Source organism: Stenotrophomonas genospecies 5, assembly GCF_054473825.1.
Window position 1 is genome coordinate 148744 of sequence record NZ_JBTMUW010000003.1, and the last position, 23926, is coordinate 172669.

General features: G+C 67.9%; 16 protein-coding genes. 2 read left to right on the forward strand and 14 right to left on the reverse strand.

The features are described 5' to 3' along the window. Window positions 1-59: 59 nt before the first annotated feature. Together glyA and ACX9OW_RS17770 are read right to left on the reverse strand one after the other, a co-directional pair. Window positions 60-1313, reverse strand: coding sequence for a serine hydroxymethyltransferase (gene glyA, locus ACX9OW_RS17765; protein WP_065175825.1), 1254 nt, complete (start codon window positions 1311-1313; stop codon window positions 60-62). A gap of 146 nt (window positions 1314-1459) precedes the next feature. Next, on the reverse strand, window positions 1460-1939 hold the full coding sequence (locus tag ACX9OW_RS17770) for an RcnB family protein (protein WP_459062633.1): 480 nt from the start codon (window positions 1937-1939) through the stop codon (window positions 1460-1462). Window positions 1940-2190: 251 nt separating this feature from the next. Between ACX9OW_RS17770 and ettA the strand changes: the two genes are divergently transcribed. Then, a complete protein-coding gene (gene ettA, locus ACX9OW_RS17775) occupies window positions 2191-3855 on the forward strand; it encodes an energy-dependent translational throttle protein EttA (RefSeq protein WP_005415249.1) in 1665 nt (554 codons plus the stop codon). Between the two features lie 84 nt (window positions 3856-3939). Then, complete coding sequence (locus tag ACX9OW_RS17780) at window positions 3940-5256, forward strand: NCS2 family permease (protein WP_053518892.1); 1317 nt, start codon at window positions 3940-3942, stop codon at window positions 5254-5256. 41 nt (window positions 5257-5297) lie between these two features. On the opposite strand, the gene bcsZ is transcribed toward ACX9OW_RS17780, so the two are convergent. From bcsZ to ACX9OW_RS17840, 12 genes are all read right to left on the reverse strand, one after another. Beyond that, window positions 5298-6434 carry a cellulose synthase complex periplasmic endoglucanase BcsZ gene (gene bcsZ, locus ACX9OW_RS17785; RefSeq protein WP_111186320.1) on the reverse strand — a complete coding sequence of 379 codons (1137 nt, stop codon included), beginning with the start codon at window positions 6432-6434 and terminating at the stop codon, window positions 5298-5300. Continuing rightward, the gene (gene bcsC / locus ACX9OW_RS17790; RefSeq protein ID WP_459062634.1) at window positions 6418-9999 is read right to left on the reverse strand and encodes a cellulose synthase complex outer membrane protein BcsC; all 3582 of its coding nucleotides are present in this window, start codon (window positions 9997-9999) and stop codon (window positions 6418-6420) included. Before bcsC ends, bcsZ begins: the two co-directional genes overlap by 17 nt. Then, complete coding sequence (bcsB, locus tag ACX9OW_RS17795) at window positions 9996-12371, reverse strand: cellulose biosynthesis cyclic di-GMP-binding regulatory protein BcsB (RefSeq protein WP_459062635.1); 2376 nt, start codon at window positions 12369-12371, stop codon at window positions 9996-9998. The genes bcsC and bcsB overlap by 4 nt, the downstream gene beginning before the upstream one ends. Then, a complete protein-coding gene (bcsA, locus tag ACX9OW_RS17800; RefSeq protein WP_065175829.1) occupies window positions 12368-14995 on the reverse strand; it encodes a UDP-forming cellulose synthase catalytic subunit in 2628 nt (875 codons plus the stop codon). The genes bcsB and bcsA overlap by 4 nt, the downstream gene beginning before the upstream one ends. Next, the gene (gene bcsQ / locus ACX9OW_RS17805) at window positions 14992-15747 is read right to left on the reverse strand and encodes a cellulose biosynthesis protein BcsQ (RefSeq protein ID WP_053518884.1); all 756 of its coding nucleotides are present in this window, start codon (window positions 15745-15747) and stop codon (window positions 14992-14994) included. Before bcsQ ends, bcsA begins: the two co-directional genes overlap by 4 nt. Beyond that, window positions 15744-15920 (reverse strand): cellulose biosynthesis protein BcsR, encoded by a 177-nt coding sequence (bcsR, locus tag ACX9OW_RS17810; RefSeq protein WP_080375313.1) that lies wholly within the window; start codon window positions 15918-15920, stop codon window positions 15744-15746. The genes bcsQ and bcsR overlap by 4 nt, the downstream gene beginning before the upstream one ends. After that, window positions 15920-17557: a cellulose biosynthesis protein BcsG gene (gene bcsG / locus ACX9OW_RS17815; RefSeq protein ID WP_180876948.1), complete on the reverse strand. Its 1638-nt coding sequence runs from the start codon at window positions 17555-17557 to the stop codon at window positions 15920-15922. Before bcsG ends, bcsR begins: the two co-directional genes overlap by 1 nt. Then, the gene (gene bcsF, locus ACX9OW_RS17820; RefSeq protein ID WP_459062636.1) at window positions 17554-17733 is read right to left on the reverse strand and encodes a cellulose biosynthesis protein BcsF; all 180 of its coding nucleotides are present in this window, start codon (window positions 17731-17733) and stop codon (window positions 17554-17556) included. The genes bcsG and bcsF overlap by 4 nt, the downstream gene beginning before the upstream one ends. Then, window positions 17730-19268 carry a BcsE family c-di-GMP-binding protein gene (locus ACX9OW_RS17825; protein WP_065175833.1) on the reverse strand — a complete coding sequence of 513 codons (1539 nt, stop codon included), beginning with the start codon at window positions 19266-19268 and terminating at the stop codon, window positions 17730-17732. The genes bcsF and ACX9OW_RS17825 overlap by 4 nt, the downstream gene beginning before the upstream one ends. Window positions 19269-19483: 215 nt before the next feature. Next, window positions 19484-20518, reverse strand: coding sequence for a fimbrial protein (locus tag ACX9OW_RS17830; protein ID WP_459062637.1), 1035 nt, complete (start codon window positions 20516-20518; stop codon window positions 19484-19486). Beyond that, window positions 20509-23073 (reverse strand): fimbria/pilus outer membrane usher protein, encoded by a 2565-nt coding sequence (locus ACX9OW_RS17835; protein ID WP_065175834.1) that lies wholly within the window; start codon window positions 23071-23073, stop codon window positions 20509-20511. The genes ACX9OW_RS17830 and ACX9OW_RS17835 overlap by 10 nt, the downstream gene beginning before the upstream one ends. Window positions 23074-23164: 91 nt before the next feature. Continuing rightward, window positions 23165-23893, reverse strand: coding sequence for a fimbrial biogenesis chaperone (locus ACX9OW_RS17840; RefSeq protein ID WP_053518872.1), 729 nt, complete (start codon window positions 23891-23893; stop codon window positions 23165-23167). Window positions 23894-23926 lie beyond the last annotated feature (33 nt).

Genomic DNA, 23926 nt, shown 5'->3' on the forward strand with positions numbered 1-23926 from the left:
TCCCTGGGCCGGGGTCGGAGCCCTTCCCCTGCGGGACGGGATCCGACCCCATCAGCCGATCAACCGTAGACCGGGTACTTGCGGCACTGCGCGCTGACGGCATCGCGCACGCGGGCGATCACGGCGTCATCGTTCGGCGCATCGAGGACATCGGCGATCCAGTTGGCCAGATCCACGCAGTCCTGCTCGGTGTAGCCACGGGTGGTCACCGCCGGCGTACCCAGGCGCAGGCCCGAGGTCACGAACGGCGAACGCGGGTCGTTCGGCACCGAGTTCTTGTTGACGGTGATGTGCGCCTTGCCCAGTGCCGCTTCCGCGTCCTTGCCGGACACGTCCTTGCCGATCATGTCCACCAGCATCAGGTGGTTCTGGGTGCCGCCGGAGACGATCTTGTAGCCGCGCGCGATGAGCGTGCTGGCCATCGCCTGGGCGTTCTTCACCACCTGCTGCTGATAGGTCTTGAAGGCCGGTTCCAGCGCTTCCTTGAAGGCCACCGCCTTGCCGGCGATGACGTGCATCAGCGGACCGCCCTGGATACCCGGGAACACGATCGACTGCAGCTTCTTGACCAGGTCCTCATCGGCACCCTTGGCGACGATGATGCCGCCGCGCGGGCCGCGCAGGGTCTTGTGGGTGGTGGAGGTGACGACGTGGGCATGGTCCAGCGGGCTCGGATAGACGCCGGCGGCGACCAGACCGGCGACATGGGCCATGTCGACGAACAGGTAGGCGCCGACCTTGTCGGCGATGGCGCGGAAGCGTGCCCAGTCGATCACCTGCGAGTAGGCCGAGAAGCCGGCCACGACCATCTTCGGCTTGTGCTCCAGGGCCAGGCGCTCGACTTCGTCGTAGTCGATCAGGCCCTGGTCGTTCACGCCGTACTGCACGGCGTTGAACAGCTTGCCCGAGGCGTTCACCTTGGCGCCATGGGTGAGGTGGCCGCCGTGGGCCAGGCTCATGCCGAGGATGGTGTCGCCCGGCTGCAGCAGCGCGAAGTACACGGCCTGGTTGGCCTGCGAGCCGCTGTGTGGCTGCACGTTCGCATAGTCGGCGCCGAACAGCTGCTTGAGGCGGTCGATCGCCAGCTGCTCGGCGATGTCCACGTACTCGCAACCACCGTAGTAGCGCTTGCCCGGATAGCCTTCGGCGTACTTGTTGGTCAGCTGGCTGCCCTGCGCTTCCATCACTGCCGGGCTGGTGTAGTTCTCGCTGGCGATCAGCTCGACATGGTCTTCCTGGCGCTGGGTCTCAGCGGCGATGGCCTTGGCCAGTTCGGGATCGTAGGATTCGATGCGGACGTCACGCGGGAACATCGGGTACTCCAGCAGGCAGGGAAAGGGGGTGTACGGCTCAGCCCCTGATTGTAGCCCCGCACCGGCCGGCTGGGGCCGAAACGGACGGGGCCGGATCCCTCGAAGGAATCCGGCCCCGTATGGTTCCGAGTGATGTTGCGGGGTCCTCAGCGGCTGCTGAGCACGTACTGGGCGATCACGCCGGTGGCGATGGCCACCAGCAGCATGTTGCCGCGGTCATCGCGGATCCAGTGGTGGCCATGCGGCGGACGGCGCAGGTGGTAGCGCGGATAGTCGTTCACCACGTAGATCGGGCCGCGATAGTAGTCGCGGTAGCGGTGCCCCACCTTCCAGCCATAGCCGGGGCCGTAGGCAGGGCGGTAGACCACACGCGGCGGCGGTGCCGGGCGGTAGTAGCGGTCATGGTCACGGTGCCACTCGCGGCGGTCCTGCCGGTAATCGCGCCGGGCCTCACGGCGGTCGCGCTCCCAGTCACGACGGTCCTGTCGCCACTCGCGACGATCCTCCCGCCACTCGCGGCGGTCGTGACCGCGGCCGCGATGGTCGTCGTCGGCAAATGCCGGGGCAACCGCGCCGAGCGCCCGCACAGAGGCCACGGCTCCGGCCATTACTCGATTGATGCGCATGTCAGACCTCTGCTTGGGTGGTGGTGACCCCATATTGCGCACCGGATCTGAACCGTTTCCGGCTGGAAACGCTTCCCGCTTCAGGACTGTGACGGCGATTCAGGCCGCGGCCAGCCCGGCCGGCTCCCGGTGGCGCGGCGGGTAACCGGTTCCGGCTATAATTGGCGGTATTCCATTCAAGTCTGTGCCCGCTGCCGCACCGGGAAACCTCCCGTGACGGTCGGGCGCAGGGTCGCGCCTACGGAGACCTCATGTCCTCGCAATACATCTACACCATGAACCGCGTGTCCAAGGTGGTCCCGCCCAAGCGGCAGATCATCAAGGACATCTCGCTGTCCTTCTTCCCGGGCGCGAAGATCGGCCTGCTGGGCCTGAACGGCGCTGGCAAGTCGACCGTGCTGAAGATCATGGCCGGCGTGGATACCGATTTCGAGGGCGAGGCACGCCCGCAGCCGGGCATCAAGGTCGGCTACCTGGCGCAGGAACCGGAACTGGACCCGAACAAGACCGTGCGCGAGTCGGTCGAGGAAGGCGTGGGCGAAGTGCTGCAGGCCCAGGCTGCGCTGGAGGCGGTGTACGCCGCCTACGCCGAGGAAGGCGCCGACTTCGACGCGCTGGCCAAGGAACAGGAGCGCCTGGAGGCGATCCTGGCCGCCGGCGACGCGCACACCCTGGAAAACCAGCTGGACGTGGCTGCCGATGCGCTGCGCCTGCCGCCGTGGGATGCCAAGATCGCCAACCTGTCCGGCGGTGAAAAGCGCCGCGTCGCGCTGTGCCGCCTGTTGCTGCAGAAGCCGGACATGCTGCTGCTGGACGAACCGACCAACCACCTCGACGCCGAGTCGGTGGAATGGCTGGAACAGTTCCTGGCGCGCTACACCGGCACCGTGGTGGCCGTTACCCACGATCGCTACTTCCTGGACAACGCCGCCGAGTGGATCCTGGAACTGGACCGCGGCCGCGGCATTCCGTGGAAGGGCAACTACACCGAATGGCTGGTGCAGAAGGATGAGCGCCTGAAGCAGGAAGAAAACCAGGAAAAGGCCCGCCAGAAGGCGATCCAGAAGGAACTGGAGTGGTCGCGCCAGAACGCCAAGGGCGGCCGTTCCAAGGGCAAGGCCCGTCTGGCCCGCCTGGAAGAGCTGCAGTCGCAGGATTACCAGAAGCGCAACGAGACCAACGAAATCTTCATCCCGCCGGGCGAGCGCCTGGGCAACATGGTGATGGAGTTCAAGAATGTGTCCAAGAAGTTCGGCGACCGCCTGCTGATCGACAACCTGTCGATGCTGATTCCGCCGGGCGCGATCGTCGGCATCATCGGCCCGAACGGCGCCGGCAAGTCGACGCTGTTCAAGATGATCACCGGCCAGGAGAAGCCGGATTCGGGCGAGATCGTGATCGGCCCGACCGTGCAGCTGTCCTACGTGGACCAGAGCCGCGACAAGCTGGAAGGCAACCACAACGTCTTCCAGGAAATCGCCGGTGGCCTGGACATCCTCAACATCAACGGCATCGAGATCCAGTCGCGCGCCTACATCGGCCGCTTCAACTTCAAGGGCCAGGACCAGCAGAAGATGGTCGGCTCGCTGTCCGGTGGTGAGCGTGGCCGCCTGCACATGGCCAAGACCCTGCTGCAGGGTGGCAACGTGCTGCTGCTCGACGAACCGTCCAACGACCTGGACATCGAAACGCTGCGTGCGCTGGAAGACGCGCTGCTGGAGTTCCCGGGCAACACCTTCGTGATCTCGCACGACCGCTGGTTCCTGGACCGCATCGCCACGCACATCATCGCTTTCGAAGGCGACTCGCACGTGGAGTTCTTCCAGGGCAACTACCGCGAGTACGAGGAAGACAAGAAGCGCCGCATGGGCGATGACGCTGCGCCGAAGCGCCTGCGCTTCAAGGCACTGAAGTAAGGCAACAGGAAAGGCCGCGCTCGCGCGGCCTTTCTCCTTCTGTGGGTCGCCCGCTTGCCGGGAGACACCTTCACGAGAAGCCCCATGTCCCTGTTCGAACGCCTGTTCCAGCTGCAGCAGCACGGCACCACCGTGCGCACCGAGCTGCTGGCCGGTGTCACCACCTTCCTGACGATGTCCTACATCGTCTTCGTCAACCCCGAAATCCTCGGCACCACCGGCATGGATGCGGGTGCGGTATTTGTCGCCACCTGCCTGGCGGCCGCGCTGGGCTCCACGGTGATGGCGCTGGCAGCCAATTTCCCGGTCGGCATGGCTCCGGGCATGGGCCTGAACGCGTTCTTTGCCTTCACCGTGGTCGGCGCCGCCGGCCTGCCCTGGCAGCAGGCGCTGGCGGCAGTGTTCATCTCCGGCCTGGTGTTCCTGGTGCTGTCGCTGACCGGCGTGCGTGCCTGGCTGGTATCCGGCATTCCTTCGTCACTGCGCTCGGCCATCGTCGCCGGCATCGGCCTGTTCCTGGCCATCATCGCCCTGCAGAAGTCCGGGGTGATCATCGGCAACGAGGACACGCTGGTGGCGCTGGGCCCGCTCAACACCGCCCCACCGCTGCTGGCACTGGCCGGCTTCCTGCTGATCGCCGTGCTGGAGGCGCGCCGCATCCGTGGTGCGATCCTGATCGGCATCCTGGCGGTCACTGGGGCCGGCTGGGCGCTGGGCGACGTGCAGTACCAGGGACTGGTGTCCCTGCCGCCAAGCCTGGCGCCGACCTTCCTGCAGCTGGACCTGCCGGGCCTGCTGCACCACGACGGCGGTGCCCCCATCGCGGTACTGCTGCAGGTGGTGCTGGTGTTCGTGCTGGTGGAGGTGTTCGATGCCACCGGCACGCTGTACGGGGTGGTCGGCCGCGCCGGCCTGCTGAAGCTGCCGGGTGCGCAGAAGCGTTTCGGCCGTGCACTGCTGGCCGACAGCACGGCAATCGTCGCCGGCTCCATGCTGGGCACCAGCAGCACCACGGCATTCGCCGAAAGCGCCTCGGGCGTGCAGGTGGGCGGCCGTACCGGCCTCACCGCCCTGGTGGTCGCCGCGCTGTTCCTGGCCGCCCTGCTGTTCTCGCCGCTGGCCTCGATGGTGCCAAGCTACGCCACCGCACCGGCCCTGCTGTTCGTTGCCGGGTTGATGCTGCGCGAGCTGGTGGAAGTGGACTGGAGCGACCTCACCGAATCGGTGCCGGCGGCCCTGTGCGCGCTGGCGATGCCGTTCACCTACTCCATCGCCAATGGACTGGCTTTCGGCTTCATCGCCTACGCCGCGCTGAAGGCCGGCACTGGCCGCTGGCGCGAGGTGCATCCGGCGGTGTGGCTGGTGGCCGTGCTGTTCGTGCTGCGCTTCGCGCTGGAGTAATCAGGGCAGGGGCCCGCTGTCACGGCGGGCTGGTGGTGTACTCATCGCCATGCCGGTCGCAGCTGGCCATCCACGCCGAAACGCCAGCGGCCCTCGGCCCAGCCCCGGCCGAACAGGGCCAGCATCTGCGAATAGTAGGCCGGTGCCTCGGCACGCTGCTGTTCCGGGCTGGGCAGGCTGGCCAGCAGCGACTTCGCCAGCCCCTGCTCGCGCTGTGCCAGCACACAGGGCAGTACAGCCGCGCGGAAACCATAGTTGCCTTCGCCCTGCCCCTGCCCGCTGCGGGTATCGACCTTTTCCCAGAGTGCCGCACCGCTGCGCAGGCGCTGCAGCGGACCGGACAACGCCGCCAGCTGCCGCCGGAACAACGGATCGCGCGGGGCCGTCATGCCTGCCCACGTGTAGCAGCGGATCGCATCATAGCCGCCCACCGCTCCGTTCACCGGATCGACCACGAAGCGCCCCTGCTGCCACGCCGCCCAGTCCGGTGCATAGCCATGCGGGCTGGTCTGCTCCAGCAGCGTGGTCGCGTTGTCCGCCAGTTCCGCCCAGGGCCCACTGCGATCGGCCGCGGCAAAGCGCCGCAGCAGCGGCAGCGGCAGATAGCTGGGATTGACCCGGGTCGCATCGCCTTCGACGAATCCCTGCGGTCCCGGCAGCAGCATCGGGCCGAGACCGGGCAGCTGCACGACTTCCCTTTCCCGCACCTGCCCCAGCATGCCCCCGGCGATGGCCTGCAACGCAGGACGGTGCCAGAGCCGCCCCGCTTCGAGCAGGGCGTAGGCCAGCCACAGATCGGAATCGGACGCCGGATTGTCGTCCAGTACGCGCCAGCCGCCCTTGTCATCGCGGCCCCACAGCCAGGCCGGCAACCGCTGCCGCATATCGCCCCCGGCCAGGTTGTCCTGGGTCCAGCCCAGAACGCGATCAAACAGCGCCTGATCGTTGTCGACCAGCGCGAAGAACAACGCATACGACTGCCCTTCCGACGTACTGCGCTGGTCGTCCTGGCTGCGATCGATCATGCGTCCGTCGTTGCTGAGGCTGCTGTCCAGCAGCACCTGCCAGGCCGGCCAGCGCGGCGCTGCGAGCGCACGCCCTGCGCCCATGGCCAGCAACGGCAAGGCGGCCGTCGCCTGCAGCAGTCGGCGGCGTTGCGGGTCAGCGGAACTCGCCATAGGGCACCAGCGGCGACACGGGCAGCGGCAGGTTGCCCTGCCAGGGCTTGAAGGTATAGCGCAGATAGAGCTGGAATGTGTTCGGCGAGAAGTCACGGCTGCGCTGCAGGGTTCCCGCCGCGCCCAGGACGATGTGATCGCCCAGCCGCCGCTCCACGGCCGCGTAGAGCCGATAGCCGGTGCCGGTGCTGCGGCTGTCGCCGGTGTACAGGCCAGCCTCGTTTAGCGCGAGAGCACCGTACTGCGGCTCCAGCTGTGCCACCACGCGCTCGATCAGCGCCTGGTCCGGGAAGCGGCTGATCGACGCCGTACGCGCGCTGGAAACACTGACCGACCCATCCACCCGCAGCGACCACAGATCATTGCGCCAGGCAAAGCTGGCCGGCAGGCTCAACGAGGCATAGCGCTGCGGGCTGTAGTAGCCGCCCTGGCCCAGCGAGTAGCCGCCCAGATCCTTCTGGTAACGCCAATACATGGCCGTGGTGCCGACGTCCAGGCGCATGTCCGTACGCTGGATCAGCTTGTGGTACCAGCCGACCATCGCACGCGCACGCGTGTTGTCCGCGACGTTGTGACCGGTCAACCGGTGCCAGCTCCAGTTCGACCAGACACCATTGCGTCCGCCCTCATCGAAGCCCAGGCTGAAGGTGATGCCATTGGCGGTCACCCCACCCCAGGCAATGCCGCTGCGAGGATCGTAGGCACCGGCCTGTGACAGCAGGGAGTTGGTCATCGGCCGCCGCGACAGCGTCGCCCCCCAGCCGAGACGGCCCAGATCGCCATTGGCGGTGATGCCTCCCAGCCAGTTGCCGATCACATAGTGGGACGGCGTATGGCCAAGGTCGACATTCCAGCGATCGTCCAGCGTGCGCCAGCCGGCCGCGAACCCTGCGCCGGAACTGCGCCGCTGATGCACGAAGCGGGTACATCCCGGGGCCTGCAGCCGGGAGCCGTCGGCACGCAGCAGCGACAGGTCGCAGCTGCCGAAATCCTCGTCGTAAGTGCCGTCGGCGCCGGTGCGGAACCGCCCTGCGTCGAAGTGCACCTGTTCGATGCGCGCCCAGCCGAGCCCGCCTGCAAACGGCGCATCCAGATGCGCGATGCGGGTGTCGCGCCCGAGGCGGGAAATGCCGGGCGTTCCGTCGCTGCGACGACCGGTATCCTGCATCACCGTCAGCGTGGGATTTTCCTGCTGGTACAGCGTTTCCACGTCGCTGCGCAGGCTGCGCCGCAGCCAGTCGTCCCCCGCGGTCTCGCGGCTGGCCAGGGTCAGCGCGCGGTTGTCGCGCGGCTGTGCCTGCGTTGCGACCAGCAGGCCGTTGTCGGCCATCGCCTGCGCGTACATGTCCAGCGCCTGCTGCGGATCCTCGCGGCGCACCAGTCGCGCTGCGTCGCGCCAGGACTGTGGATCCGGACCGTCCCTGCGGGCCAGCAGCGCGCGCAGGATCGCCAATGCCTTGGCGTCCTCGTGCAGGTCGGTCCAGATGCCGGCCAGCTGGCGCTGCTGGCCGAGCGCATCTTCGGCGACCACCGGGGGCGACAGCCGCATCTGCCGCCGCGCGTTGTCCAGATCGCCGGCACCGATCCAGGCCTGCACCTGGCCAAGCTGTGCATCGACGTTGTCCGGCTGCTCCGCAAGTACCCGCTGGTAATACTGCAGGGCCTGCGGGTGGTCGCCGCGCAGGCGCGCCCAGTCGGCCAGCAGCAGGTTGTTCTCGGCACTGGCCGGTTGCTGTTGCAGCAGGGCGATGGCTTCCGGCTCGCGTCCCTGCGCACGCAGCGACCAGAGATGATCGATGAGCTGCTGCCGGCGCAGCCGTGCGGACAGTGCGCGGATATCGTCATCCCATTCCGCCAGCGGCACCGCGTCCAGCACTGCCAGTGCCTGCGGCAGGCGATCGGTGCCGGACAGATACAACGCCTGCGCGTAGCGTGCTTCAGCGCTGTCATTGCGTGCCACCATGTCCGCGACCACCGCATCGGCCTCGGCAGGCCGACCCGCGGCCTGCAGCTCAACGGCCAAGGCACGGGCGAGCCACGCATCGGCGGGCAGCTCCACGCGCAGCTCATGCCCGAGCGCAAGGGCGGCCTCCGCATCGCCGGCCGCCAGGGCCTGCTCACGTCGTTCGCGCAGGCGACTGATCCGCAGCTGACGCAGATCCTCGGCGTACAACCGGCGCTGCGCGGCCGGCAACGCATCGATGAAGGTCTCCAGACGCTGCGGATCGGTCCTCCCATACAGCTGCACCAACCTGCGGATCACGTTGGCATCGTTCGGCGCCATCCGCCTCGCGGCCTGCAGCTGGCGTTCGGCCGAGGCGTCGTCGCCACGGGCCACGGCAACATCCACCTGCCCCAGCCGTGCGTTGACCTCGCGTGGCTGCTGCCGCCGCGCCTGCGCGTACAACGCATCCGCCTCGTCCAGCCGACCGGCACCGAGTGCGGCATCGGCCTGGTCCAGCAGCAGCCAGTAGCGCGTACTGGCAATGAGGTCGCGCCATTTGTCGCTGCTCTCGCCGACGGGCGTGGCCTGGATCGCGCGTTCGAACAGGCCGATCGCCGACGCGCGACGGCCCTGTCGCATCTGCGCCATGCCCAATCCGCCCAGGAAGGCGGCTTCGCGCGGATAGGCCCGCAACGCCTGCTGGAAGGCACGTTCGGCCTCGGCATCGCGCCCGCGTTCAAGCAGTTGCTGGCCACGCAGACCCGCCCGCCAAGCCGGATCACTGACCTGCCTGTGCTGCTCGGCATAGCGCTCGCGCACCAGGGCGATGTCATTGAAGGTGGGATTGCGGGTGATGAACGCCTGCAGGCGACGCACGCCGCGCTCATCGGCGGGCTGGTCCTGCAGGTACGCCCACTCGGCATCGGCAGCCAGCCCGCGGGCGTCGGGGTTGCGGCCCATGCGCCGCAGCGCGTCGAGCGCTTCATCGTCGCGACCGGCCGCGAACAGCAGCTGCGACAGCGTCTGCAGCAGCCCGGTGTTGCCTGGATACGCCTGGTCCAATGCGGTCAGCTCCCGGATCGCCAGCGCGCGGCCATCCGCCTGCGCGCCACGCAGACGCCAGTACTCCAGCCCCAGCTGCAACCCCGGAGGCGCGTCATTGAACAGGCGGCGGTAGATCGCCAGCGCATCGGCACTGCGGCCACCGGCTGCGAACAGGCGTGCCTGCTGCAGCTCCTGCTGCAGATCGCCCTGGTAGGCCTGCCAGAGGCGATCACCCGCAGCGAGTTCGCGACTGCCCGCACCGACCTGCCGCAATCGTTGCAGCGTCGCGGTCGCATCCTCCACCTTCTGCTGCGACAACTGCACCTCCAGGATCGCCAGCAGGGCGCCACGATCATCCGGTGCCAGCATGCGCAGCCGTGCCAACGCATCTTCGATCAGGCTCTGGCGCCCGGTCGCCTCGCCGATGCGTACCTGCTGCAACAACCACTGCCGCTGCTCGGCCGCAGTGCCGCCGGGCATTTGCGGCAGCGCCTGTGCCGCGCATGCGCCGGTCCCGGCCAGACCCAGCAGCACCAGCCGGGACGCCATCAGCAGCGGCGGCGAGGTCCGGCTCATTCCTTGCCCGCATCCAGGCGCCGCGCGGCGACCCAGCGCAGTGCACGCCAGAGCAGGAAGGCGACCATCAGCACCACCAGCGTGGCCAGCACGGCCAGCAATGCCGGATGATCGGCCAGGTGGTACCACAGCAGCAGCCACCACGGCAGCGCGCCCACGTAGTAGTGTTCGCCCACGAACTGGCTGTTGATGCCGGAACTGCGCAGGATCGCCACCGATCCCGCAATGGCTTCGCGCTTGCCGGTGTCGCTGAGTGCATCATCGAGCAGCTGATAGTCGGCCGGATGGCTGGCCGCCAGCGAGACGATGCTGCGTTGTGCATGGCGGGGCGACTGCAGGCCGACGATGGCCGCGAAGGGCGCCTGTGCGGTGACCGCCACGCGGGTGACCGCAGGATCGCCCGCGCGGCTGCCGCGACGGGCCTGCTGCACCGCCAGCTCCGGCGATGACCACTGGCCATTGAGCAGGCGCGTGCGTTGGTCGTCGATCAGCAGTGACAGCTGCTGGCTGCCGCGCAGCTCATCCGGCAATGCGCCCAGGACCAGCAGGTCCGCATCCAGCGCACTGGCCTGTTTCCAGTCCGCGGACAGGCGCAACCCGTAGGCCGGGTACCCACTCTGCACGCCCAGGCCTCCGATCAGGTTGAGCAGCAGGCTGACCTGCGCCTCGCTGGCGGACGGCGGCACCAGCACCACGGTTTCAGACAGGTCCGCCATGCGTGTGAACGGGAAGCCGCTGAGCGCGAACGCGGACAGGTCCGGCAGACCCATGTAGTGATGGAAGCCGGAGAAGTCGATGGTCGAATCCTCCTCGATGGCCGCCTGCAGGTTGGGCGGCAGCACGGTCTGGCAGTGGTCGCGCTGGGCACTGCCCATCACGCTGGCAAAGTTGAAGTCGAACCGCAGCTGGTTGCGGTCACCCAGCTTCAGCGCCGGAATCAACAGGCGGCCATCGTCGGCGCCGGCATCGCCAGCGAGCACAGGCAGGCGGATTTCCGCCACACCCTGCTTGCCGGTGCGGCGCACCAGCGGGAAGCTTGAAATGAACTGGTCGTTGATCGCCACGCCCAGCCGCGACTCATCACTGCCAAACGGCGGCGTGTAGCGGTAACGCAGGTTCAGTGGAATGCCCTGGTTGCGCCAGATGAACAGGTCCGGTGGCAGGTTGAGGTTGACCGTGATCGGCTGCGGCGACACCCCGTTGGCACGCAGCTGCTGCGGATAGTCCAGCAGCTCGGCCAGGCGCACCGAGCGATCGGTACGCACCCAGTTCGGCGCGTCGTACGGCCTGCGTGGCGCCAAGGGCTTCATTTCGTCGATCGCGACCTGGCGGCCGCGGAACAGGACATTGCCGGCCGCCATCGCCGAAACGGCCTTCTGCAGGTCATCATCGTTGCGGCCGAGCACCAGCAGCAGCTTGCGCTGCGGATCCTCGGGCAGGGCCATCAGCTCGATCACCGGCCCCTGCACAGGCGCATGGTTGGCGATCACCGGCGGGAAGCGGCCATTCACCGCCAGCACGACCGCCTGGCCCTGCTCGGGCAGCGTGCCGAAGCTCACCGGAAAACGGGCCTGCCGCCACCATCCCGCCAGGCTGCCGAAATAGGACGCCATGACCGCCGCAGCCCGCTGCTGCGCCAGAGTGGGCGCCGCTGCAAACACCACCGGCAGTTCCAGCCGCGCGGTGTCGCGCGGATCGAAGAAGGGCAGCGGGAAATTGGCCAGATCATCCTGCATGTCCAGCAGCTGGCCACCCAGCCTCAACGTGCTGTTGCTGGAGAGGTTGACCCACAGCGAACTGTGCGTGGGTTCTTCGCAGATATCGGTGTAATGGCCGACGAATTCCAGGCGGACCTGGTTGAAATCAGCGATCAGGCGCGCATCCAGCGGCAGCTTGGCCTGCACGGGGCGTCCCAGCTGGTCGTTGCTGATCGGTACCACGCCCATCATCGCGTCGTTCAGATAGACCCGCAGGTGCGACAGCGTCGGCAACAGCGACGGCGAGGGTGTGAAGCTCAGATCCAGTTCCGCTTCGCGCGCGAGGCGATCGCGGCGCACCTGGAATTCGAACGTGGTGCTGTTGCGGACGCCGGACAGCAGCGTGTCCTGGCGGCGGCCGAGCTGTGCGAAGGTGCTGTGCCGTTGCCAGGGCCAAGCGCTGCCGGCCCAGGTGTCGGGCAAGGCCGGTTCGCCGCGCGGCGCGGGCACCGATGCCGCTGTGGTCGGGGTCGGTACCGCAACCTGCGCGGCCGGGGCATCCGGCGTTGAACCGGTGGCAGGCGCCGGCACGGGTGCTGGAGCGCCATTGTCGGACACCACTGGCAGTACCAGCAACGGCAGCAGCAGCCAGCGCAGAGAGGTCGGGATGCTCATGGACGAAGCCCTGGGTCAGCGGCTGGGTCAGCCGGGTGGGAGGGAAGCGGACGTTGTGGTGCGAAACTGGCCAGCCAGCGCAGCAGGCGACCGCTCCAGTGCACCGGGCGGTCGAGATCGAACGGCGTGAAGTCGCCCATCCGCCGATAGCCTTTCCAGCCCAGCACCAGCACGCTCCACAGGCTGCGTGGCAGGCTCTTGGGCTGGTAACCGGCATGCCAGTCCAGCCACGCATCGGCGCGGGCGAATGTGCATTGCGCGAACTCCACGCGCTGGCGCTCGTTGTCGAACTGCAGCAGCAGGCCGAGGCGATGGCCGACGCTGCGCTGTACCCGCGCCGGGAAGGCGAACTCGCGCCGGCCACGCCCGAGCAGCAGGTGTACGCGCGTGCCTTCGGCCAGTTGCGGATCCAGTCCCAACTCCAGGCCGACGCCATCGTTGGAATAGTCCTGCAGCACGCCCCGCAGTCGACGCCCATCGGGTATCTGCAGCGCCATCGGCAGGCGCGTGGTGACCCTGTGGGTGCGCCGCACCTGCTGCACCTCCGCCGCCACCGCCAGCGCGCCGCCGATGATCAGCAGGTTGTACAGCACCCACAACGAACTCACGACCACGGTGCCGCGCTCATCGGCGGGCCCCTCGATGAAACGCCACACGGCGAAGCACAGTCCCAGCACGTTCAGCAGCGCCAGTACCAGGTAGGGGCGCGCCACCCGCCAGTCGAAGCGGTCACCCGCCTGCGTGCCTCCCTTGTCGGTGACATTGAACTTGCCACGGCCGGGACTGAACAGGGCCACGGTGGTCGGCCGCGCGATGTACCAGGCCAGCACGGTTTCATAGACCTCACCCCAGAACGGGCGGCGGTACCGGCCCTGGATGCGCGCGTTGGTCAGGCTGGCGTGGGCCATGTGTGGAACGACAAACAGCAGGATCGCCAGCGCGGGGGCGTAGATGATGTAGACATGAAGCAGGAGGAAGGCCAGCGGCGCGGTGAGGAACACCAGCCGCGGGATGCCCGCGAGAAAGTGCAGCATCGCGTTGGCGTAGCAGAAGCGCTGGAACAGGCTCAGGCCCTTGCCAAGCAGCGGATTGTCGATGCGGAAGATCTGCACCATGCCGCGTGCCCAGCGGATGCGCTGGTTGACGTGCGCGCCCAGGCTGTCGGTGGCCAGGCCGGCCGCCTGCGGAATGCGAAGGTAGGCCGAGTTCCAGCCCTGGCGATGCAGGCGCAGGGCGGTATGCGCATCCTCGGTGACGGTCTCGGTGGCGAAGCCGCCGATGGCATCGATGGCCTCACGCCGCAGCACCGCGCAGGAACCACAGAAGAACGCGGCATTCCACAGGTCGTTGCCGTCCTGCACCAGCCCGTAGAACAGCTCGCCCTCGTTGGGATCACTGCGGAACACCTGCAGGTTGCGCTCGAAGGGATCGGCCGAGAAGAAATGGTGCGGCGTCTGCACCAGCGCCAGCTTCGGATCGCGCAGGAACCAACCACAGGTGATCTGCAGGAACGAGCGCACCGGCAAGTGATCGCTGTCGAAGATCGCCACCAGCTCACCGTCGATCAGGGTCAGGGCGTGGTTGAGGTTGCCGGCCTTGGCGTGCCGGTTGTCGCTGCGGGTGATGTAGTTGACGCCGGTCTGCTCGGCGAAGGCACGGAACTCCTCGCGCTTGCCGTCATCGAGCAGGTGGATGCGAAGTCTGTCGGCCGGCCAGTCCAGCCCCATGGCGGCATGGACGGTATGCCGCACCAGTGACAGGTCTTCGTTGTAGGTGGGAATCAGCACATCCACCGTGGGCCACTGCCGGATGTCCGCCGGCAAGGGCGCCGGACGCCGTCGCAGCGGCCAGGCAACCTGTACGTAGCCCAGCATCAGCACCAGCCAGGAATACGTCTCGGCCACCAGCAGCACCAGACCGCAGACCAGGTCGAAGGTGCTGCTCCAGTTCAGGGTGGCGGTATAGCGCCACCAGAGATAGCGGCAGGACACGGTGATCGACAGCACCACCAGTACCAGCGTCGCATAGCGGCCGGGCATGCGCCGTACCAGCAGCGCGATGACCCATAGCAGCAGCACGAACACGAACTGCGCCAGGTAGCTGAAGGGCTGGGTGATGCACAGTGCCGCCAGACCCAGCGTAGCCAGACCAGTGAGCGCGGTCAGCGCCTGACGCGCGCGGGGCGGCAGGTGCTCCAGGCGCTGCGCGAGCCACGCCGCGAGGCGACTGTTGCCGACATCGGCAGGTGCATCACGCATCGCCCGCAGGTAGCGCAGGCGACCGCGTCCTGCCGCTCCGCGCAGCTCGGCGATGCGCTGGCGCCGGGCCTGGGCCAGGCGCTGGCGGCGCAGCGAGGTATGCGGAACCAGGCGCACCAGCGACAGCCATGCGGCCTGGATCAGCAGCCGCAGTGGATCTCCGGGGCGCCAGCGGCGATCACCCTGCAACTGCGGGAACGCACGCCGCAGCCGCGGCGCCAGCGCCTGCCACGCAGGTCCTTCCAGCCTCAACAGCGCCCAGCCCAGGGCCTGCAGCGACCACAGCAGCGCGCACAGTGGCCATGCGGCGTACACGCGCTCACGCAGCCGGTTCCAGTGCAGATAGTGGATGCGTGCGCCCTTCATCGCCCGCTCTCCCGATCCTGCCGCCGCGCCGCCTCGGCCAGGCACCACAATGCCAGGCCGGCGACGTCGGCAGCCGCCAGCGCATCGGCCGCATGCTGCCCCAGCGGCTGCTTGCTGGCCAACGCGGCCGGCACCCGCGCATCTTCGTGCAGAGGCTGAGGCACCAGCATCGACGCGTGCGCATGCAGCCAAAGCTGCATCAGATCGCGCTGCACCGGAACCGCCGGGTCATACCGGTTGGCCAGCAGACGGCGCGGATCGTCGTGCTGCCGCTGCAGGAAGACGTGGCTTGCCGGATCGACGCACGCCAGGCGCAACGGCAGCGTACAGCGCGCATATCGGTTGACCGCCGCCGCGTGTGCCGGCAGCCGCTGCGGCAGGTCGAACAGCAGCCAGTCGAACTGCGCCGACAGCACTGGCACGCGATCATTCCAGGTGTCGGGTGCCAGACTCAGCGCCTGCTCGATCTGCAGGGCTTCGGCCGCGCTGACACGGCCGTACGGCAGCACTGCCAGGCCCGGTGCGCAGGCGAAGGCCGCATCACGCCAGTCGCGGCCGTCCAGCATCGCCCGCGCCCAGCCATCGGCCTCCCGTGCGGCCAACCCGACATGCAGGCCCAGCATCTGATCCGGACTGCACTCGACCAGCAGCACGCGCTGGCCCTGCGCATGCAGCGCCTGTCCCAACGCGGCCAGCACCGTGGTGACGCCTGTGCCGCCGTGCACGCCCTGCAGGGACAGCAGTACGCTCATGGCTGCCGCTCCAGCTCGGCCAGCAACGGCCAGCGTGCCAGTGCCCGGGCACGTTCGTTCTGCGCCGAGAAGTCCACGTAGGGCAACCCGGGCATGCCCAGGCTGCGACGCAGCAGATCGATGTCGTCCTCCTCCACCGAAAGCGTACTGGCAACGGCCAGGATGTCGGCCATCAGCGTTTGTCCTCCGGGTACGGGTTCCAGGCCTTGCTTCCCTGCAGCTGCAGCCAGGGCTTGCCACCGTAATCGATGACCTTGGCGCCTTCGTTCTCCGACACCGAGGGCGTACGTGGCAGCCCCTGCAGCAGGCTGTCCCAGTCACGCGCTCCCGGCGGCGACTGCGCGTTCAGCGCATACACCCGCGACACCAGTTCGGAGAGGGCCAGATAGCTGCTGGGCTCGGGCACATGACGCGGCCCTCCGCTGGCCGGCGTGCCCATCCCGACCAGCTTGACGCCGACCGGCACATGGGTGATCGAAGGGCTCGGAATCTCCCGCATGCCGGGAATCTGCATGCGGTCGCCATGCAGCGCCGCGCCATGCTCGGGCACCACGACGATCATGGCGCGACGGCCACTGCGCTCCACCGCTTCGACGAAGCCTGCCATGTCACCCAGCACCATCTGCGCGCGGGCCTTGTAGTCCGCCGCGTTGGCACGACCGTCGGCGCCGACGATGCGGTTGCCGTCGTGCAGGGAGATCGTGTTGTAGAACAGCGCGACCTGCTGCGCCTGTTCGGCCTGGCGCTGCTTCCACCAGGCGTTCAGCACGTCACCATCGCGGCGCAGCGGCGACTTGTCGAACGCGACCAGCGCCCGGGGAAACGCGCTGATGTCCATCGGCCGTGCCTGCAACCCACCGTACTGGCTCAGTTCGCCGATGAAGTTGTCGAAGTGCCCATCGTGGTTCATCGCCAGCTCGCTCTGGAAACCCAGGCGCTGCAGGTTGGAGAACAACTGGCATTCGGCTGGCACCGGGTCGAACAATGCGGTGTGCGAGGTCTGTCCGCAGCTGGCGCGCAGCAGGCGGATCGCCGCCGGTCCGCTGTAGGCGGTGGCCGAGTTGAAATCGTCGAAGATCAGGTCCATGTGGTCCAGCAGCGTGTTCTGGCGCATGCCGACTTCGTCCAGATCACTCCATGCCAGCGAACAGATGTTGAGGATGATGACGTCGAACGGCGCAGCGCTGGCCGGCGCCGGGAACACCGTCTTCAGGCCCGACTGCTGCTGGTAGAAGGCCGCCAGCCAGGCATTGAGTGTCTCGTTGCTGGCCGGCGCAAGTGCACCGGCAGCGCCGGCAGCGGCGTCAGCACCGCCGGTCGCTGCGGTGGCCTGCGACGTTCCCCAGTTCAGGCCCGCCGGCAATGGCAGTGCCACCACCGCCATGCCCAGCATGCCCAGCACGCTCAGCGTCGTGATGCGCAGCCACGGTTTCAGCAGCAGGTAGGCAACCACCAGCAGCACCAGCACCGCGACCATCTGCCAGTTGATGAAGCGCTGCGCCAACTCCAGCCAGTAGTCGGCGGAGAAATCGAGCACGCCCGGCTGTGCGAGAAGACGCTGGAAGGGCGGCCACCAGGTGTCCTGGTAGTAGAGCACCACGGCCACCGGCACGGCGACGACCGTGCGTGTGATGCGTGCCCATCGCCACGGCAGTGGCACCAGCAGGGCGGCCAGGAACAACAGGTTGGGCAGGACCTTGAGGTCCAGCGCGCCCATCCAGGCCAACACCACTTTGGACAGGAAGTACAGGTTCCAGCCGCGCAGGTCCGACCAGACGAACGGCGATGCGGGCGTCGGCTCTGCGCTCATTGCGGCCTCCGCGCATCGCGCACCCGCACGCCCGTCCGCCGCAGGTGCCGTGGGGGCAGCCATGACTCTGCGCGGCGACGCACCGCGCGCCACAGCGCGCCCAGCATCACGCCGAACGGAATCATCACCAGCGCACAGGCCGCGATCAGCGTCCACAGCTGCTGGTCGGTTGTCATGCGGAATCTCCCAACCGGAACGGGATGGGGGCGTTGAATGCGACCTCGTTGACCGGGGCCGCGGGTTGCGGCAACGGAACGGCAGGGGCGGGCAGCGTCTCGGATTCGGAGTCGCTGCCGCGGGCATTCATCGCTGCGATGTCGTACTCGGCCAGGCGCTGGTAGCCATCGAACAGCTCGCGCCAGGGCAGCCGGTACAGGTTGGAGAGCGCCTGTTCGACCGCATCGCGGCGGCAGCCGAACAGGAACAGGCGGACCTGGCCGCGGTACACGCAGGCCACATCCCCCTGCCTGCGGATGTTCAACTGCTGCAGGGTCTGTTCCGCGCGCAGCCCGGCCACCGGCTGCAGCGCCAGCACGGCGCTTTCCACCGCGCTGCCGTCCTGATCGATGCGTTCGCCGACGATCTGCCGGAAGCGGTCGGCCGCCACGATTCCATTCACTTCCGGTGGCCGGTGGGCACGGATCAACGGTTCGGGGTCGGCCGCCAGCTGCCCCTGCCAACGCTGCCGCTGCACCGTCTCCAGCAGCGTCAGCAGCCGCGGCAGCGGAGTCGCCGCCGGCACCACCATGTTGCCGCCGCACTGCAGCAGCAGGCGCTCGTCGGCGTAGCGCAGGCACGGTTGCACCTCGCGCACCACCAGCTTCAGCAGGTCGCCGCGCTCGCGGCGCAGCCGATGCAGCAGGCGTGCCAGTGTGTCCACCTGGTCGTTGCTGCGGATCGCCAGCACCACGGTGGCCTCGCGCGCCTGCAGCGCCGAAGGCAGCAGGTCCGCCCAGCCATCGTGGAGCCGCCAGGCGGGCGACAGCGGCGGAGCGCCTTCCAGCACGTCGGCCTCGGCCAGGTACAGATCACGATCGCCGCCGCTGGCCTCGACCGCAGAGAGCACGCTGTCCGCCTCTTCTGGCACGCGGCGCAACCCGCCTTCTGCCGCTTCGATCGCGAAGGCACGGCGGGCCACCACGCCATGGGCGTTGGCCCAGTAATGCAGCAGCAGCTGCAGCGCACCGCGGTGCGGATGAAGCTGGGCGACGCCGGAACAGGTCCGGTTCAAGGCCAGCAGGCGCGGCGCCAGGGTGGCCACTTCACCGTGGCAAAGCAGCAGCAGCACCGTGCCGGCCTGCTCCGCCCAGGCTTGCAGCTGCCGGTTCCATGCCGCCAGCCGGGCATCGCTCCAGCCTTCCAGCGCCGCCAGCGGAAACTGCACCATGCACAGGCGGGTCGCGGCGGTGGCCGCGCGGGGAAGATCAACCGCCAGACCGCGCAGGGTTCGCTGCATGGCAGCGGCCGAGGAACGGAACAGACGCAACCGCGCCGGCCCCTCCCCCGGCGGCAGCTCGGCCAGCATCGCATCGGCGCCGCGCCCCAGCGTCGCCAGCACGGCGTCCTGCACGTCGCTGGCCGAACCCAGCACACCTGCGCCAACCAGGTCGGCCGGCGCGCTTCCGGCCGCGACGACCCAGTACAGCCCACCGCCGTGCATCTCGACGAACTCGGGCGGCAATCCGGCGATGGCAAGATGGGGCGCTGTCATGCCGGGTCCTTTCAGCGGACCTCAGCCGAGCCGACGCTGCGGCAGCGGAGGTGCTGTGTTGGGTGACTCGAATTTCATGACGCGCATCACACTCGTGCTGCGATACGTTCATGGCAGCTCCGATCTTGGTATTTCCGGGATCAAGACGCAGTCAACGTCGCCTGCGGAACAGGCAACGTTGGGGTGCAGCGCAGCGGTGGAACGGCCGTTGGCCGCTACTCGTACTGGATGGTGAAAGTCGCCTGTCCGTTCGCGACACCGGCACCGACGGTACCGGCCTGGGTCTGTACATAGCGGGCGCGCAGCGGCAGGGTCATGGTGCTGGTGCCCGGTATGGTGGTGCCGACATTGATCGCCTGACCGAAGCGCACTTCGCGCTCGGTGGTGCCATCGCGCTGGACCATCTGGATGCCGATGCGGGTCGCGCTGTTGGCAGCCGCGCTGAGCTTCAGCACGCCCGGCATGTTGGAGCTGTCCTGGTCGGCATCCAGGCGGATGCCGATCTTGCTCTGGTAGGCAGCAACATTGCTGCCCTGGCAGTTCAGGCGGATGTCGAAGTCACGGTTGACCGCGCGCGAACCGACGCCGGTGAACGAGGTGTTGGGGACACTGCCGAAATCCACCGCGATGTTGCGGCTGCCGGCGTCCACCTCGCAGGTCGGGCTGACCACGGTCGTGCCCGATCCCTTGAAGGTGGAGGTCAACACCGGCCGGCTGGCACTATCGCCATCGAAGTAATAGGTGGTGAAACGGCCATTGGGCGCGATGATGCCCGAACCTGTCTGCGCCGCGGTCTTGATCAGCTGGATGCGGAACTGGCCACCGATCAGCGAGATGGTCGCGTTGCCGTTGAAGTTGATCGAGTGAGGATAGTAGGTCTGGATGGCGCCGGAGTCGCGGAACAGGCGGATGCCCACGCCCGCCACGTCGGTTTCATAGACGTTGGAAAAGCCGGCCACCGGGCGCTTCTGTGCGGCATTGACGTAATCGCCGATGGAGCGACCGCCGGACCAGTCGCAGCGCGCGACACTGTTCTGCTGGTTGATCGCAACGCTGATCTCCTTGATCACGCCGCCAACCGGGGTGCTGGGCAGGATCACGATCTGACCCATGTCCATGGTCACGTCCTGCGCGGTGAACCCGCTGGTCTGGATGCGGCATGCGGCGCTGGCCTGCTGGGCCAGCAGCACGCCCCCCAGCACGGCCAGTGCGGCCAGCGCCTTGCGGCCACGGGAAAGAATCATCGGCATGCTGCCTCCAGCGGGATGAAGCCGGTCTTGGACGCATCGGCGCCCGCCGGAACCTGGTAATCGACGGTGCAGCGCTGGTCGGCGCCGGCGCCCCACTCCACCTGCAGTCGGCCGTGATCCTGCTCGCTGCGCACATACAGGCGGCCACCCTGGCTGACCATGCCCACCGGCTGGCCCTGCTCGTCCTTGACCTGTGCGCCAAACGGCAGTGTGCGGCCATCGGGATTGCGCACCTGGATCAGCAGCGCGTTGCCCTTGCGGGTATCGAAGCGCAGGTAGCTGATGGCACCGGCAAACGGTGCAACCGACTGGCTGCTGCTCTCCAGCTCGACGTCATGCGCCATGCCCTGCGGATCCAGGGTCACGGTGTTCAGGCGGTACGGCGATACGTACGGCACCACGGCGTAGCCGCGACCATCGATGCGCAGGCCCGGTGCGTTGGTCACCTGCGCGTCGCGCGCGCCCGGCGCCTCGACCAGCACCATGGTATCGCCACGCTGCGGAGTGAAGGTGACGCCGCCCGGATGCATGACCACGCTGCCGTTGGCGCCCACCGATGCCTGGCGGAAATCGCTGGAATGGCTGTAGGTCGCGTTCAACGCGGTGTAGCGGCTGCGGTACTCGGCGTTGCCGACCGCGGTGGTGTTGCCCTCGCGGGAATCGGACAGGGCCACGCCGTAGCTGAAGTTGTTGTCGACGCCGGCCGAACCGGTGATGCCCACGCGGCTGTTGTCGTAGCCACCACGGTCACGCGCGCCCAGGTCGGCGCTGAACGACACCGGATGGGTCCCGCGGCCCAGCGGAACGCTCATCGAGAACAGGTACTGGGTGTCGGCCCGGCCGAGGATGCCTTCTTCGGTGCGCAGTGCCGAGAAACCGTAGTTCACCGAGCGCCAGGCGTTGTTGTAGCCCACCTGGTACTGCTTGGAGGTGCCGGAACGGTCGTAGAAGTCACGCACCGAACCGGTGACGTACAGCGCACCGGCACGGCGGCCCAGCGGCTGGTTCAGGGTCAGCTGGAACTGGCTGCGCTGGCGGCCACGGGTGGTCGGGTCGATGCCGCGATCATCCGCGTCGCGTCCGTACAGGGCGTCCTGCAGGCTGTAGTAGCCTTCGGTCGAATAACGATAGGCGGCCAGGGTCAGGTTGGTCCCGGTTTCGCCGATCATGTTGCTGTAGCTCAGGCGCACGCTGGCGCCGGTGTGGTCGCCGTAGTGGTTGAACGACGTACGGGCATGGGTGACATCGGCCGCGAACGCACCGATCCGGGTGGACAGGCCAATGCCGTACAGCAGTGAAACGTAGCCTTCGCTCAGCGCGCTGCCGCCGTACAGGGTCAGCTGGTTGCCGATGCCGCGCTGGTAGGTACCCTGCGCCAGCCAGGGTTCATCGCGCAGCAGCTCGTTGCGGACCTGGCCGGCGGTCACCGAGTAGCGGGAGACGCCTTCGCGCAGCATCTGCGGCACCGAACCGAACGGCACCTTGAACTCGCGGCGGCGGCCATCGGCCTCGATCACGCTCACTTCCAGGTCACCGCCGTAACCGGTCGGGTACAGATCGTCGATGACGAAGCTGCCCGGCGATACGGTGGAGGAATAGATCAGCTGCTGGTTCTGCCGGACTTCCACCCGCGCATTGGTCTCGGCGATGCCGCGCACCACCGGCGCGTAGCCGCGCAGCGAATCGGGCAGCATGCGGTCGTCACTGGCCAGGCTGGCACCCCGGTATCCGATCGACTCGAACAGTTCGCCGGTGGTGTAGGCCTCGCCCACAGTGAGCATGCCGCGGATCTTCGGGATGCCGCGCTGGGCGTAGGTGGCGATGCTCTGCCAGTGGCGGCCGTCGCCCTCGGTCCAGGTCAGGTTGGAATCGTGGCGGAACTGCCAGCCACCCAGGTTCAGGCCGGCATTCAGGCCCAGATAGGCGCTGCGGTTGCGCTGTCCGCCTTCGACGCGGCTGTCGCTGTCGATGGCATTGAAGCTGTAGCCGACGAAGCCGGCGTTGATGCCACGGTCCCACAGCGCGGGGTTGACGTAGCCACGCGCTTCGCGGCGCAGGAACACCTGCGGGATGCTCAGGTCGTAACGCAGGTTGCCGCTGTCATAGACGCCATAGGCATTGGCCATGCGCTGCTGCACCGGCACGCACGTGGAGGTATCGGTCGGCACCGACGGATCCTGCTGCAGCAGCACCGCCTCGCTGTCCACGCCCATTTCCTCGAGCATCGGCAGCGCCAGGCAGGCATCGACGCGCCCCTGTGCATCCGCCTTGAACTGCACGTCGCGGCGGCCCTGCCAGGCGCCATTGACGTAGACGTCCACGCGATAGGTGCCGGCGACCATCGGATTGCCGTTGCTGAAGGCCGCCAGATCGACCTGCTTGGCCTGGCCGGAGAGGAAGCTGGAGTTGAACTGCGCCGACTCCGGCGCACGCGCGGTCGCCGCCCCAGTCTGCGCCATCAGCGCCTGTTCGCCGAGATTGGCCGGGGCAGCCAGCGCCCATCCTGGGCAGGCCACGCCGGCAGCCAACAGGCAAAGCGCCTGATGGATCGACAATGTCAATCTGTTTCCGATCACACTGACATTCCTTCAATTCGCCGCACGGCGGCGGTGGCGGGATGCGCAGGCCCTGGCCAGCGCGGCGCGTTCAGCCCCCGGTGCTGTCGAGGCGGACCTTGTGCTCCACCCGACCGCCGTAATCGTTGATGGTGATGAAGCGCACCTCGGTGGTGCCCGCCGGTGCGGCGAACTCCAGGTTCTGCTTCGGTGCGACCATCGTTCCCTTGTCCTCGACCGCCTTTTCGCTGCTGCCGGTCACGGCATGCACTTCGGCCAGGGTCACGTGGAAGGGGCTCGGGTTCTCCACCCGCAGGCGGTCACCGCTGCGGGTCCAGCGCAGGGCTGCCGGTGCGTCGTTGGCGACGCCCTTCAGGCCCTGCGGCCGATAGAAAAGCTTCAGGCGCGAACGGAACGCGACCTGCAGGTAGTTCTGCTCACCGTTCTCGGCGTTGTCCGGAGACGGCGGCACGTCCAGCACGTTCAGCCAGAACACCGACTCGCGATCGGTCGGCAGCTGCGCGCCGGAGAAGATCAGGCGCAGCGCCTGGCTGCGGCCCGGCTCGACGCGGCTGATCGGCGGCGTCAGCACGAACGGGGCATCACTGGTGTCGGCCGTCTGGTTGGCGTCGCCACTGTCGATCCAGGCCTGCACCAGCGCGGGCGAGTCGCCCACGTTGTCGACCTGCACGGTGACTTCGCGCGACTGCGCCGGATAGATCACACGCGTGCCATTGACCACCACGCCTGCCATGGCTTCCTGGCAGAAGAGCAGCGTCGACGCTGCCAGCAGCAGCGCCCGGGGAAAGAGAGCTTTCATCGGAAGTACTACGCTCGAGGTGTGTGGCCAGGG